Genomic DNA, 12,930 nt, shown 5'->3' with positions numbered 1-12,930 from the left:
CCGTTTCGCGGTCAGACGAGGACAATTTCCGAAAGCGCAGCCACCAGGTGGCGCTGCCACACGCCCCAGATGTGATTCCCTGGCCCCGTGTGATACGAAACCTCGGCGCCGCGATCGATCAGGATGTCCCGCATCGCCTCGTTGTAACTCCAAAAGTCGAAGACGCCGCTCGGCGTGTTCGCCTGCCGCTCGTCTTCACCGATGAACATATACGCGTACAGGCGCGACAAGTCGATGGCCTCCGCCACCCGCCGCTGATACGGCGGGAAGAAGGCGCCGGAAAACAACATGACCCGATGAAACCACTGCGGATACTCGAGTACGAAGCTGAGCGTCGCCACCGCGCCAAGGGAGATGCCAGCCATGTAGCGGCGGCGATCGTCCATGGGATATCGCTCATCCAGAAACGGGATGCATTCGTCCGCCACGAACTGGAGATACTCGCGGTGGCGCGCGCCGTCAAACGCGTAGTCGTCGCGCCGCCGGTCCAGGTTCACGGCGATCCCGACGATGTAACACGGCGCGAGTTTCCCGGCGAGAATGGCCTCGTGCGCCTGCGTCGCGACGCGACCGTGCGTGAAGAACTCGATGCCGTCGTGACAATAGACCACGGGCAGCGGCTCGTCGCCTGCACCCGGCGGAACAAACACCTTCAGCACCCGCTCTTCGCCGAGCGCTTGGCTGTGAAGGGTGTGCGTCTCCACTTTCCTGGTGGAAGCCTGCAAGGTGACACACCTCCAGAGAAATGGGGGCGAGATCGCGAAGAAAGCCCCCGAATGAAAGCGCTACATCCGCCTGTTCTATGACGGACGAGAGGTTATTCTATAACAGAACTTCACTCGAACGTTACTGTTGCTTTCGCAGTCTCTGCCCGGGTGTATTATAATGTGAAGCGACCTGTATTACTAATGCGAAGATGAGGTGACCATGTTGAGCCAGGTGGTTGCTCGTTTTGAGATCCCGTACGTCCAAATCGTGGACGAGAACGGGAACGTCGTGAACCCTGACCTGGTCCCGGAGTTGTCGGACGACGACCTGCGCGAGCTCATGAAGCGCATGGTCTTCACGCGCATCTGGGATCAACGCGCAATTCGCCTGTCCCGGCAGGGACGCCTGGGCTTTTACGCGCCGGTGTCCGGCCAGGAAGCGTCCATGATCGGCAGCGAGTTCGCCACGAAGAAAGAGGACTTCCTGCTCCCGGGCTATCGCGACATCCCGCAGCTGTACTTCCACGGGTATCCGCTGCATCAGCTCTTCCTTTACTCCCGCGGACATCAGCTTGGCGGCAAAGTTCCTGAAGGCGTCAACTGTATGGTGCCGCAGATCATCATCGGAGCGCAAATCGTCCAGGCGGCGGGCGTCGGCCTCGCGTTCAAGCTGCGCGGTGAAAAGCGCGTGGCGGTCACGTACACGGGCGACGGCGGCACGAGCCAGGGCGACTTTTACGAAGGCATGAACTTCGCGGGCGCCATGAATCTCCCCGTGGTGTTCTTTGTTCAGAACAACCAGTACGCCATTTCTGTGCCTCGCGAGCTTCAGACTCGTGCGCAGACGCTCGCTCAGAAGGCCATCGCGGCCGGCATCCCCGGCGTGCAAGTCGACGGCATGGACGTGTTGGCCGTGTACCACGTGATGCACGAAGCCCTTGAGCGCGCGCGCAACGGCGAGGGCCCAACCATGATTGAGGCCGTGACCTTCCGCTACGGCCCCCACACGATGTCGGGCGACGATCCGACCCGTTATCGCACGAAGGACGTGCAGGAAGAGTGGGAGAAGAAGGATCCGCTCATCCGCTTCCGCAAGTACCTCGAGGAAAAGGGACTTTGGTCTCAAGAAGAGGAAGAGGCTTACATCGAGGAGGCCAAGGAGACGGTCAACAACGCCCTCAAGGAGGCGGATGCGGCGGAGAAGATGACCATCCCGGGTCTCATCGACTCGATGTTCGAAGAACTCACCCCGACGCTCAAGCGCCAGCGGGCGGAATTTGCCGGCGAGGAGGCGAACTGACATGGCGCAGATGACGATGATTCAGGCGATCACGCACGCCCTCGATCTCGAACTGGCGCGCGACGAGCGCGTGCTCGTCTTCGGCGAGGACGTCGGCAAAAACGGCGGCGTCTTCCGCGCGACCGAAGGCCTGCAGCAGAAATACGGGCCCAACCGCGTGTTCGACACGCCGCTCGCGGAGAGTGGCATCATCGGACTGGCCAACGGCCTTGCGATTCAAGGGTTTCGCCCCGTACCCGAAATTCAGTTTTTTGGGTTTGTCTTCGAGGCGTTCGACCAGATCGCGGGTCAGCTGGCGCGCACGAGGTATCGCACCGGCGGCCGCTACACCGCGCCTGTGACCATCCGTTCTCCGTTCGGCGGCGGGGTGCACACGCCCGAAATGCACGCGGATTCCCTGGAAGGCCTGTTTGTTCAAACACCGGGCATCAAGGTGGTGATTCCGAGCACGCCCTACGACGCCAAGGGACTGCTGCTGTCGGCCATTCGGGACCCGGATCCAGTCATCTTCCTGGAACACATGAAACTGTATCGCTCGTTCCGCCAGGAAGTGCCGGAGGACGATTACACCATCCCGCTCGGCGTCGCGAACGTGGTCCGAGAGGGCAAGCATGCCACCGTCATCGCCTATGGGGCCATGGTGCACGTGGCGCTGAAGGCCGCGGAACAGTGGTCGAAAGAAAAGGGCCTCGAGGCCGAGGTCATCGATCTTCGCACCGTCAACCCGATTGACATCGATACCATCGTGGCGTCGGTCAAGAAGACGAACCGCGCCATCGTCGTGCAGGAAGCTCAGCGTTCGGCGGGCGCCGCGGCCGAGATCGTCGCGCAAATCAACGAAAACGCGATTTACTACTTGGAAGCACCGGTTCTCCGCGCAACGCCGCCCGACACGGTGTATCCGTTTGGTATGATTGAGGACGAATGGTTGCCGACACCCGAGTATGTCCTCAAGACGCTCGATAAAGTCATGAGCTTATAATCCCGGAGGTGACACCATGGCCGTTGTTGAATTTCGCCTACCTGAGCTTGGCGAAGGGCTGCACGAAGGCCGCATCAGCAAGTGGCTCGTCCAACCCGGCGACACGGTGCAAGAGGACGACCCGATTGCGGAAGTCGAAAACGACAAGTCGCTCGTGGAGCTTCCCTCGCCGGTGAGCGGAAAAGTGAAGGAGATCAAGGTGCCGGAGGGCACGACGTGCGTGGTCGGAGACGTGCTGTTGACGTTTGAGGTGGAAGGGGACGCACCCGCCGAGGCCGGGGCGGACGAAAAGCCGACCGACAAGAGCGCGCAGAAGGCCGAGGCAGACGCGCATCAAAACGCGAAGGCGGACGAGGCGCCCGCAGCCAAGCCCGCGCCCGACGCGGCGAAGGCAGATACCCAGGAGTCCGCCGCGCACGAGGTGCTCGCCACACCCGCGGTCCGCAAGTACGCTCGCGAACAAGGTGTGGATATCCGCACCGTCAAGGGCACCGGCAACCACGGCAAGGTGACCAAGGAGGATATCGACCGCGCCAAATCTGGCACTCAAGCTCCTCAGCAGGCGGCCGAGGATAAAGAGCAGCGGCCTGCGCAAGCGCAGCAGGCACCGGCGGCGTACGGCGAGGAATATGAGGAACGCGTGCCCATGCCGATGATCCGCCAGGCCATCGCCCGCGCCATGGTGAAGTCGAAATATACGGCGCCGCACGTCACGCTCATGGACGAGGTGGACGTCACGGAGCTTGTGAAACTGCGCAACGAGGTCAAGCCCCTCGCGCAGGAGCGCGGCATCAAGATCACGTATCTGCCGTTCATCGTGAAGGCGCTCATCGCGGCGCTTCGCACCAAGCCGCAGCTGAATGCATCCTACGACGAGGAGAAGCAGGAACTCGTCATCAAACACTATTACCACATCGGCATCGCGACCGACACCGAGCGCGGATTGCTCGTGCCCGTGGTGCGACACGCGGACCGGAAGAACATCTGGACCATTGCCCAAGAGATCAACGATCTCGCCACGCGCGGGCGCGCCGGAAAGCTCAAGCCCGAGGAGATGAAGGGCAGCACCATTTCCATCACGAATATCGGATCGGCAGGCGGCTTGTTCTTCACCCCCATTATCAATTACCCTGAAGTTGCGATTCTGGGCGTCGGCCGGATCACGGAGAAGCCGATCATCAAGAACGGCGAATTCGCTGTGGGCCAGATGATGTCCTTGTCGCTGAGCTTCGACCACCGCGTGATCGATGGCGCGCTCGGTCAGCAGTTCATCAACGACATCAAGCGCTTGCTTGAAAATCCGCGCTTGCTGCTCCTGGAGGTGTGACGGATGGTAGTCGGAGATATTGTGGAAGAGGTTGAGGTCCTCGTCATTGGCGCAGGCCCTGGCGGTTACGTGGCAGCCATTCGGGCTGCGCAGCTCGGGAAGTCGGTCACCATTGTGGACAAGGCCGAGCTGGGCGGCGTGTGCCTGAACCGCGGTTGCATTCCTTCCAAGGCGCTCATCTCGGCCGCCCATCACTACGAGGCGGCCAAGGAGTCGCCGTTCCCGGGCATCGAGACGACCGCAACCTTCGATTTCAAGAAAGTGCAGGAATGGAAGCAGTCGGTTGTCAAAAAGATGACGAGCGGCGTACAGCAGCTCCTGAAGGGGAACAAGGTCAACGTCATCCACGGCGAAGCATTTTTCACCAAGCCGAACGAAGTGCGCGTCATGCAGGAGAACGGCAGCCAGCGGCTGCAGTTCCAACACTGCATCCTGGCGACCGGCTCGCGGCCCATCGAGCTGAAGAATTTGCCGCTTGGCAAGCGCGTGATTGACTCGACCGGCGCGCTCTCGCTCGATCACGTCCCGAAGCGGCTGGTCGTGGTGGGCGGCGGTTACATCGGCATCGAGCTCGGCCAGACGTTCGCCAAGTTCGGAAGCCAGGTGACCATCATCGAGGGCCTGGACAGCATCCTCGCGCTCTTTGACAAGCAGATGGTCCGCCTTGTGGAAAAGAACCTGAAGAAGTACAACGTGCAGATTGAGACCAACGCGCTCGCGCAGGGCGTGGAGGAGACCGAGGACGGCGTCAAGCTCACCTACAAGGACAAAGACGGCAACGAGAAGACCATTGAGGCGGACTACGTCCTCGTGACAGTGGGTCGCCGCCCGAACACGGACGAGATCGGCCTGCAGGACGCGGGCATCGAGCTGACGGACAAGGGCCTCGTCAAGGTCGATCAGCAGTGCCGCACCACCAACCCGAACGTCTTCGCCATCGGGGACATCGTGCCTGGCCCGGCGCTCGCCCACAAGGCGTCGTACGAAGGCAAGGTGGCCGCGGAGGTCATCGCGGGCAAGCCGTCCATCGTCGACTACCGCTGCATCCCGTCCGTCGTCTTCTCGGATCCGGAGATGGCGTCGGTCGGCCTGACCGAGGAAGAGGCGAAGAAGGAGTACGGCCAGGTTGCGGTCGGCCGCTTCCCGTACGCCGCCAACGGGCGTGCGACGGCGCTCAACGCGACCGACGGCTTCATCAAGCTCGTCGCCAACAAGGAGAACGGCGTGCTCGTCGGCGCCCAGGTGGTTGGCGTCGAGGCGTCGAACATCATCGCGGAGCTCGGGCTTGCCATCGAGATGAGCGCAACGCTCGAGGACATCGCGCTGACCATTCACGCCCATCCCACGCTCGGAGAGATGGTCATGGAAGCCGCCGAAGTCGGCCTCGGCGAGCCGATTCACATCATCAAGGGATAAGACATGCAAAAAGCCGCTCGGGCGTCCGCTCGGGCGGCTTTTCGACATATTTCCCGCGCAATGAACGGCGTTCGTCAAATCATCCCTGGGAATCCGTTTTGCCGGAGCGCCTCAAACACGACGACCGCCACGGCGTTCGACAAATTGAGGCTCCGCGCGGCAGCGTGGTCGATCATGGGGATGCGGACGACGTGATCGGCATGGGCTTCGATCACGTCTTTGGGCAGCCCCTTGGTCTCTTTGCCAAACACGAGAAAGTCGTTCGGCCCGTACGCGACCTCGGTGTACCACCGCCCACCCTCGGTCTCCACATAGTGAAAGACGCCCTCCGGATACAACGCCCACAGTTCTTCGAGCGAATCATGATACCGGATGTCGAGCAGATGCCAGTAATCGAGTCCCGCCCGCTTGAGTTGACGATCGTCCGTGGAAAACCCCAACTTGCCGACGAGGTGAAGCGTTGAGCCCGTCACGGCGCAGGTGCGGGCGACATTGCCCGTGTTCGCTGGGATCTCGGGCTCGAACAGCACGATGTGCATGCCCAAACCTCCTCGCGGATTGTCCGCCCCCCAGTCTATCACGGACATCCGGCTCGGCCAACGCGCATCGGCTATGGTCTCAACAGTCGGACGCGATCGGGCAAATGGACCCACGCGTACCTCGTCCGCGGCGTCCACGCGGGGCTGTCGGTGTACAGCCACGGCCTGTGGTAGCTGTCGATGGTGTGCGCGTTGACGAGCGGCTCGCCCAGAGCGTCGAAATCCGTCACGATGGTGCTGTGATGGTAAGTCCCTTCTCCGTTCCAGTCGTAGAAAATGACGTCGCCGATCCGGAGTTCTGCCGGATCGGACACCACCCGCGCGCCGAACGCCTTCGTCAACACCAGATAGAGCGCATGCGCGGTGCTCCAGCTGTAGCTCCAGTTGGGCTTCACGCCAAACTGAAACCACCAGCCGGATGCTCGATCCGGTTCGCCCCACATCGGCAGGCCCCCCGCGAACAGGCATTGCGAGACGAAATTCGTACAGTCGTCCGAAAACCTAGGATATCGCGGATTGGTTCCATCCCACCAGGCGTCGGCATAGCGGACGGCGCGGATCCGATCGTACAAGCCGCTGCGCCAATCGGGATCGCGCGGAAACCGGGGCAGCACATGCTCCGCGGTTGCCGCCCGAACGCCAGGAAGTTCATGGCCCATCGCCGACTCTCGCCCGTGCACCATTTCCCATCCGTCGGCCACGCGTACCCACCTCATCTCGTGTCGGATCTGACAGCATTCCACGCACGGCGTGCCACCCTCGTAATAGGTGAAACAGATGCGCTCCGTCGCCCACACATCCGCGGCCGAGCGATCGCGGCTCTCCTCCAACTTCTCGATCCGCACCTGCGTGTGAACGCGCGCGAGCCGCTTACCCAGCTTCTCATACGTAAGTTTCTTCTGTTTCGCCAGATGAACCAAGCGTTCGAGGCCCACCCAGCCGCCTGTCCGAGCCGTTCCGTCCTTCGAGGTGTGAAGCCACGCGCGAGCTCTGGTGTCGAAGTAGCTTCGCAGAGCATCCAAGCACGAAGACATGCGCCGTCACCTCACTCACCGCATGGTATGACGAAAGCCCATGTCTGGTGACGGCGGGGAATTCGCCCCTGTTGGCGCGGACTGTGATATACTTCTCGGCGGGGCGCGTTTTGCACGTTGAAACGGAAGGGACGTCCTGCACATGCCGCATACGCCAAGTGGGCAGACCACGGTACGGGCCGTCGAACGGGCCCTCGACATCCTGTTGCTCTTCACACATTCGCCTCGCGCATGGAGCTTGAGCGAGATCGCGCGAGCCACGGGGCTTCACAAGAGCACGGTTCACCGCCTGCTCCTGGCCCTCCAGCAGAAGGGATTCGTTCGCCGTGAGTCGGAGTCGGATCGCTATGTGCTCGGATGGAGCCTGTACGGCCTCGGGGCCAATGCAGCCCTCCACGATCGCTGGTCCGACGCGGCCAAACCCATTCTGCGCCGCCTGCGCGACGAGACGAACGAGACGGTCAGTCTCTACGTGCGCAACGGCCTGGAGCGAATTCGGATCTTGGCAGTCGAGAGCCTGCAGCCCATTCGGAACGTGGCATCCGTGGGTGAGCGATATCCGCTCACCATCGGCGCCTCGGGCAAGGTCCTGCTCGCCTTCTCGAATTCGGCCGTGATCGAGGCGGCATGCCATCCCGACCGGCTGCCGAATGGCGTCCGGCAAGTGGACCTCCGCCAACAGCTCGAGGCCATTCGCCGCGAGGGCTACGCGCTCTCAAGGCAAGAGCGGGACGCGGGCGCGGCGGCCATCGCGGCTCCCGTCTTGAACGAGGACGGATCGTGCCTGTACGCGATTGCGGTATCGGGACCCGTGGAGCGCATGACGGAGGACAAGATGAGGGACATGGTCACGCCGTTGAAGCGGGCCGCCGAGGAGTTGTCCGAGCGGCTGGCCGAATAGCCGCGACGGATCGACCAAGCCAACAGATTTGAGGTGACGGACATGGGGAAACCGACCATCATCGTGATGGAGGGTGATCAGACGGGACAGGAGCTTCTGGAGGAAGCGCTCCGCGTGCTGTCGCCCGATGTCACGGGGTACGAGATTGAGATTCGCAAGTTTGATCTGAGCCTCGAAAATCGCCGGCGCACGCAAAATGCCGTGGTGCACGAGGCCGCAGAAGCCATGCGGGACACGGGCCTCGGGCTCAAGGCCGCGACCATCACGCCGGAAGAAAAGGGCGACGTGGGTAGCCCGAACGCCATCCTGCGCAAGGAAATCAACGGCACGGTGATTGTCCGCACTGGACGCCGTATCCCGGGGATCGCGCCGCCGGTGGGCGTCTACTCGCCCATTTCGGTCATCCGCATGGCGGTGGACGACGCCTACGGAGCCAAGGAATGGCGCGAACAACTGGAAAACGGCGACGAGGTGGCGTACCGCACGGAGAAAATTTCGCGATCCGTCTGCCGGGGCGTGGCCAAGTACGCGTTCCAGCACGCGCGCCGCATGCACGCGAAGGTGTTTGGCGGGCCCAAATACACCGTGAGCCCTGTGTACGAAGGCATGCTGAAGGAAGAAATGGACGCCGCGGCCAAGGAATATCCCGACGTGCGCTACGAGCCGCAGCTCATCGACGCGACGTATGCGCTCCTCCTGGCGCGCGCGGGTGAAGCACTCGTCATCCCGGCGCTGAACCGCGACGGCGACTGCTTGTCCGATCTCGTCCTCCAGATGTTCGGCACCATCGCCGGATCAGAATCACTGCTTCTGTCGCTCGACGAGTCGTTCCAGCCCAAGGTCGTGATGGCCGAAGCGCCTCATGGGACGGCGCCCAATCTCTTCAGGAAAAACATGGCCAACCCGATGGCCATGATCCTGGCCGGCGCCGCCCTGTTGAACTACATCCAAGACAAGGACGCCCACACGGTATCGCGGGCCATCTACGAGGCCACGCTCGAGTCCATTGTCGATGGGATTCGCACGGCCGATCTCGGCGGCCACGCGACGACCACCGAGTTCACGGACGAAGTCATTCGGAGGGTTCGGACGAAACTCGAGGTCTGGAGCACGTTCGGCGACGCCGTTTGACCTCTTCGCGCAAAACAGGGGCTGCCGCTTCGCCCGCTCGGGCCTTGACCCGGCAGCGAACGCGGAGCGGCGGCGAGCCCTCTACGGCCGCCTTCTCTGGCCGACCCGGCTTCCTTTTTCGCCGTACTGGGCCATCGCCCGCCCGAATCTCCCTCAAGAGGCATAGGCTTTGGCGGAGGGGGACCGCCGATGAAAAGCCAGAAGTCCAGTATGCCTGAATGGGTGCAGCATCTGCTCGCGGAACTGCTTGCTCCCCCAGCGTTTCTATCCTCGCAGCCATCGCCGGACGCGCCGCCATCTGAATCCAGGCGCCATCCAGCACCCAACGCGGTTTCGCCCGCGGCCACCGTGGCTGAACGCCCTCCGCGCGAAGCAGACGAGATGCGGGGTTCTAGGCGAACCGCCGAAGATGCGGCGCGACTCGGCTCGCGGAGCCAGGCGCCGCTCATCCCGCAGGCCGTCGTATCCAAGTACGATCTCGCCATTCAACAACGGCACGCGGACGGGAATATCGAGGTTTGGACGGACAGCAAGGGGCGACGCTACGCCGCCAAGCGATCCTCCATCGCGCCGGCTCACTGCCGCATCATGGTTCAGTGTCTCCGCCACGCCCAAGAACAGGGCTTCACCAAATTCGCTCGGTTCGTGACGACGTCGTCCAACGCCCCATACGTGCGCCATGGGGACTTCACCTATTACGTGACGGAGTGGGTGTCTGGACAACCCGCCAACTTCGGGCTGCCTGAACACGTGGCCCAGACCGCGTACACCCTGGCCCAGTTTCACGAGGCCACGCGAAGCTTTCGAACGGATTGGAAGCCGGACGAGGCAGCGGACGACGTGTTCGGCCTGTTTCAGGCGCGATGGCGCGATCTGCGCCAGATGTGGCTTGGAGCAGACCGAAAAAGGGAGAAGGACGCATTTGACCAACTGTTGCTCTCAATGCGCGACGAACTCCACCGCGATGCGGCCGAAAGCCTGGCGCTGTTCGAAGATCGCGACGTGATCGCGTACCTGGAGGCGGAGCGCTCGTCCGGCGGTTGGTGCCACCTCGACGTCATTCCGTCGAATTGCCTGTACACGCCGCAACACCAGGTGGTGTTGATCGATTTCGAACTCGCGCGCCCGGCGCCCCGAGCGCTCGATATGGCCCACCTGCTGCGCCGCAGTCTCGAACGCGGCAATTGGGACGGACATTTGGCCTACGCATGTTTTCTGCACTTTGACGCAGTCCGCAATATTCCAAAATCGGAGTATCGCGCCGTCGAGGCCATCCTGCGCTTTCCCTACCTGCCCTGGCGGATCGCGCACGCGCGATACCACTTCGCGGCCGATCCGAGTCAGCTCGACGCGCTTCAGCAGTACGCGGTGCAGGCGGAGAAGCGCCAGGCGTTCCTCGCGAGCCTGCGGCAGCAGGTGGAGCACCTCGGCGAATGACGGTCACACCACCGCTTGCGCCTGAAGCACGCGCAGCTCGTGATCGAGCAGCCACGACTTGAGATCCACGGCATCTCCCGCGTACCCAACCAGGCGCCCATCAGCGCCCACCACGCGGTGACACGGGATGAAGACGGGCAGCGGATTCGCGCGGTTTGCCTGCCCCACGGCGCGAACCGCCCGCGGGCGGCCGATGGCCATCGCGATATCTCGATACGAGACCCGCGCGCCGAACGGAATGGCGCGGAGCGACTCCCATACCGCCATTTGAAACGGAGTTCCTCGGAGGACGAGCGGCACAGTGAACGTCTGCAATCGCCCAGCAAAGTAAAGCGTGAGTTCTTCCACAGCGCGCTCGGCGACGGCCAGCGCTTCGGGGCTTGCGCACGCGCGCGCTTCATCCTGCACAGGCGGCGACTCGAGCCTCGCCCAACCCGCCGCCACGACACCTTCCTCCTCAGCGACCAGCCACATCTCCCCGACAGGGGTGGTCACAGTCGCGATAGCCCGATCCCGTCTCATCACGTCCCTCGTCTCCTTCGCAGGCTTTGCCCCAGGCATTCGCGATGGCATCCTCCATCTCCTTCCGCACGTCCGGATCCTGTTCCGAAGCGAAGGCAGCTCGAAGCTCGCGGAGCGCATCCTGTCCGCCGATCTCGCCCAGCGCCCATGCGGCGCTTGCGCGCAACTCCACCCGATCCGACGCCAAAAATCGCGCCACGATCGGCACGGCTTCCGGGCGGCGCAGATTGCCGAGGGCCACGAGCGCATTCCGCTGCAACGTTCTCACGCCTCGCCACGCCATGGCCGAACGGCCGTAGGCGCGCAAGAACTGGCGATTCGACATCCCGAGCAGCCTGACGAGATCGGGATACGCGGCTTCGGCATCAGGGGTGAACGCGGGATCCTCAGCGTGGGCACGATCTCGATTCAGCGGGCACACCTGCTGGCACACGTCGCAGCCCCACACGCGCCGACCGAGCGGTTTGCGATAAGCGCGAGGAATGATCCCCTTCATCTGCGTCACGTACGACAAGCAGGCGGTCGCCTTCAGTTCGCCCGGCGCGACGAAGGCCTGCGTGGGGCACGCACGCATGCAGAGATCGCAGTCGCCGCAGTGCTTGCCGATGGCCGGGGGGAGGTGCAACGCGTCTTCGATCTCGACGTCGATGAGCAGCGCCCCGAGGAAGACGTACGATCCGTACCGTGGGCTGAACAGCATGCCGTTTTTGCCGATCCAGCCAAGCCCGCTGCGCTCGGCGACGCGGCGATCGACGAGCGGAGAGGTGTCGACCGCCACCCGGTACCGGATCTCGCGCCCGACGAGGTTCCCGATGCGCCCCGCCAGCGCGGTCAGGCGATCGGAGAGCACGCGGTGATAGTCTTCGCCATACACGTAACACGAGGTTTGGCCGCAGATCTCGGATCGCGGGTGTTCCCGCATCCGCCGCGCGCCCTCTTCAGTGAGATAAGGGAGCGCCGCCGTCAGGATGGACTTCGCCTCGGGCAGCCAAAAGCGCGGATCCATCCGCTCCGCCGCATCGGCCCACTCGAAGCCCGTGCGCCCGCGCGCCTCGTAGTCCGCGAGTGGGCGGGCGAGATCGTCAAACGGAGACGCGTCGGTCGCCGCGATTTCCGGAAGCCCCACCTCTTCCGCCAACGGCCGGATGTCCGCGAGCGTGAGCTTGTCGCGACCGGTCACCGCGGGATCGCACTCCGCGCCAGCTCGTCGCATCGCTCGTTCCACTTCACGCCAGCGTGGCCCTTCACCTTCTCGAAGCGGACGCGGTGGCCGTCGATGGCCTCAAGCAGCTGCTCCCACAGATCGCGATTCTGAACCGGCTCCCCTTTGCTGTTGATCCACCCGTTCTTGCGCCAATTCACGTACCAACGCTGCTTGAAGCAGTTGACCACGTAGGCCGAGTCGGAATGGACGATCACGTCGCACGGCCGCTTCAGGGCCTTGAGCCCCTCGATCACCGCCTTCAGCTCCATGCGCTGGTTCGTCGTCTCGCGCTCGCCGCCCGAGAGCTCCTTGACGTGCCCATTCCACTGCAGAATGGCCGCCCATCCGCCTGGCCCCGGGTTGCCTGAACACGCTCCATCTGTGTAGAGAATCACCGTCTCGTCGCTCATGGCCGTCCTCCTTCGCCCTC

At 63.1% G+C, this 12,930-nt stretch carries 13 protein-coding genes; 7 read left to right on the top strand and 6 right to left on the bottom strand.

The window, feature by feature from the left end; genetic code table 11:
* Positions 1–11: 11 nt before the first annotated feature.
* A complete protein-coding gene (locus AACI_RS02405) occupies positions 12–725 on the bottom strand; it encodes an alpha/beta hydrolase (protein WP_012809883.1) in 714 nt (237 codons plus the stop codon).
* 202 nt (positions 726–927) lie between these two features.
* On the opposite strand from AACI_RS02405, the gene pdhA reads away from it, so the two are divergent.
* Genes pdhA through lpdA form a run of 4 tightly spaced genes read left to right on the top strand, consistent with a single transcriptional unit; the run spans position 928 to position 5,732 of the window.
* A complete protein-coding gene (gene pdhA / locus AACI_RS02400) occupies positions 928–2,007 on the top strand; it encodes a pyruvate dehydrogenase (acetyl-transferring) E1 component subunit alpha (RefSeq protein WP_012809882.1) in 1,080 nt (359 codons plus the stop codon).
* A 1-nt stretch (position 2,008) separates the two neighbouring features.
* Positions 2,009–2,989, top strand: a complete 981-nt coding sequence (locus tag AACI_RS02395) for an alpha-ketoacid dehydrogenase subunit beta (protein ID WP_012809881.1) — start codon at positions 2,009–2,011, stop codon at positions 2,987–2,989.
* Between the two features lie 16 nt (positions 2,990–3,005).
* Positions 3,006–4,316 carry a dihydrolipoamide acetyltransferase family protein gene (locus AACI_RS02390; RefSeq protein WP_012809880.1) on the top strand — a complete coding sequence of 437 codons (1,311 nt, stop codon included), beginning with the start codon at positions 3,006–3,008 and terminating at the stop codon, positions 4,314–4,316.
* 3 nt (positions 4,317–4,319) lie between these two features.
* Positions 4,320–5,732: a dihydrolipoyl dehydrogenase gene (lpdA, locus tag AACI_RS02385; RefSeq protein ID WP_012809879.1), complete on the top strand. Its 1,413-nt coding sequence runs from the start codon at positions 4,320–4,322 to the stop codon at positions 5,730–5,732.
* A 74-nt stretch (positions 5,733–5,806) separates the two neighbouring features.
* On the opposite strand, the gene AACI_RS02380 is transcribed toward lpdA, so the two are convergent.
* Both AACI_RS02380 and AACI_RS02375 read right to left on the bottom strand, forming a co-directional pair.
* On the bottom strand, positions 5,807–6,271 hold the full coding sequence (locus AACI_RS02380; protein ID WP_012809878.1) for a tRNA (cytidine(34)-2'-O)-methyltransferase: 465 nt from the start codon (positions 6,269–6,271) through the stop codon (positions 5,807–5,809).
* Positions 6,272–6,342: 71 nt separating this feature from the next.
* Entirely contained in the window at positions 6,343–7,305 is a 963-nt protein-coding gene (locus AACI_RS02375; protein WP_012809877.1) for an amidase domain-containing protein, read from the bottom strand.
* Positions 7,306–7,447: 142 nt separating this feature from the next.
* On the opposite strand from AACI_RS02375, the gene AACI_RS02370 reads away from it, so the two are divergent.
* The 3 genes from AACI_RS02370 (at position 7,448) to AACI_RS02360 (ending at position 10,774) form a co-directional block, all read left to right on the top strand.
* Positions 7,448–8,206: an IclR family transcriptional regulator gene (locus AACI_RS02370; RefSeq protein WP_012809876.1), complete on the top strand. Its 759-nt coding sequence runs from the start codon at positions 7,448–7,450 to the stop codon at positions 8,204–8,206.
* 42 nt (positions 8,207–8,248) lie between these two features.
* Complete coding sequence (locus AACI_RS02365; RefSeq protein ID WP_012809875.1) at positions 8,249–9,337, top strand: isocitrate/isopropylmalate family dehydrogenase; 1,089 nt, start codon at positions 8,249–8,251, stop codon at positions 9,335–9,337.
* 189 nt (positions 9,338–9,526) lie between these two features.
* Positions 9,527–10,774 carry a phosphotransferase gene (locus AACI_RS02360; RefSeq protein WP_041707222.1) on the top strand — a complete coding sequence of 416 codons (1,248 nt, stop codon included), beginning with the start codon at positions 9,527–9,529 and terminating at the stop codon, positions 10,772–10,774.
* 3 nt (positions 10,775–10,777) lie between these two features.
* Here the strand turns inward: AACI_RS02360 and AACI_RS02355 are convergent, their stop codons facing one another.
* Genes AACI_RS02355 through rnhA form a run of 3 tightly spaced genes read right to left on the bottom strand, consistent with a single transcriptional unit; the run spans position 10,778 to position 12,910 of the window.
* Positions 10,778–11,218 (bottom strand): methylated-DNA--[protein]-cysteine S-methyltransferase, encoded by a 441-nt coding sequence (locus AACI_RS02355; protein WP_012809873.1) that lies wholly within the window; start codon positions 11,216–11,218, stop codon positions 10,778–10,780.
* A 13-nt stretch (positions 11,219–11,231) separates the two neighbouring features.
* Positions 11,232–12,509 carry a tRNA epoxyqueuosine(34) reductase QueG gene (gene queG / locus AACI_RS02350; protein ID WP_041707219.1) on the bottom strand — a complete coding sequence of 426 codons (1,278 nt, stop codon included), beginning with the start codon at positions 12,507–12,509 and terminating at the stop codon, positions 11,232–11,234.
* The gene (rnhA, locus tag AACI_RS02345) at positions 12,473–12,910 is read right to left on the bottom strand and encodes a ribonuclease HI (protein ID WP_012809871.1); all 438 of its coding nucleotides are present in this window, start codon (positions 12,908–12,910) and stop codon (positions 12,473–12,475) included. Before rnhA ends, queG begins: the two co-directional genes overlap by 37 nt.
* Positions 12,911–12,930: the final 20 nt, after the last annotated feature.

The organism is Alicyclobacillus acidocaldarius subsp. acidocaldarius DSM 446 (assembly GCF_000024285.1).
Classification (GTDB): domain Bacteria; phylum Bacillota; class Bacilli; order Alicyclobacillales; family Alicyclobacillaceae; genus Alicyclobacillus; species Alicyclobacillus acidocaldarius.
The sequence above is the reverse complement of the archived record's forward strand: the minus strand, read 5'-3'. Positions and strand labels throughout refer to the sequence as shown.

Bases quoted from the DNA above. Each gene is read 5' to 3' on its own strand.
- pdhA (WP_012809882.1), top strand. From the start codon at position 928: ATGTTGAGCCAGGTGGTTGCTCGTTTTGAGATCCCGTACGTCCAAATC.
- AACI_RS02395 (WP_012809881.1), top strand. From the start codon at position 2,009: ATGGCGCAGATGACGATGATTCAGGCGATCACGCACGCCCTCGATCTC.
- AACI_RS02390 (WP_012809880.1), top strand. From the start codon at position 3,006: ATGGCCGTTGTTGAATTTCGCCTACCTGAGCTTGGCGAAGGGCTGCAC.
- lpdA (WP_012809879.1), top strand. From the start codon at position 4,320: ATGGTAGTCGGAGATATTGTGGAAGAGGTTGAGGTCCTCGTCATTGGC.
- AACI_RS02380 (WP_012809878.1), bottom strand. From the start codon at position 6,271: ATGCACATCGTGCTGTTCGAGCCCGAGATCCCAGCGAACACGGGCAAT.
- AACI_RS02375 (WP_012809877.1), bottom strand. From the start codon at position 7,305: ATGTCTTCGTGCTTGGATGCTCTGCGAAGCTACTTCGACACCAGAGCT.
- AACI_RS02370 (WP_012809876.1), top strand. From the start codon at position 7,448: ATGCCGCATACGCCAAGTGGGCAGACCACGGTACGGGCCGTCGAACGG.
- AACI_RS02365 (WP_012809875.1), top strand. From the start codon at position 8,249: ATGGGGAAACCGACCATCATCGTGATGGAGGGTGATCAGACGGGACAG.
- AACI_RS02360 (WP_041707222.1), top strand. From the start codon at position 9,527: ATGAAAAGCCAGAAGTCCAGTATGCCTGAATGGGTGCAGCATCTGCTC.
- queG (WP_041707219.1), bottom strand. From the start codon at position 12,509: ATGCGACGAGCTGGCGCGGAGTGCGATCCCGCGGTGACCGGTCGCGAC.
- rnhA (WP_012809871.1), bottom strand. From the start codon at position 12,910: ATGAGCGACGAGACGGTGATTCTCTACACAGATGGAGCGTGTTCAGGC.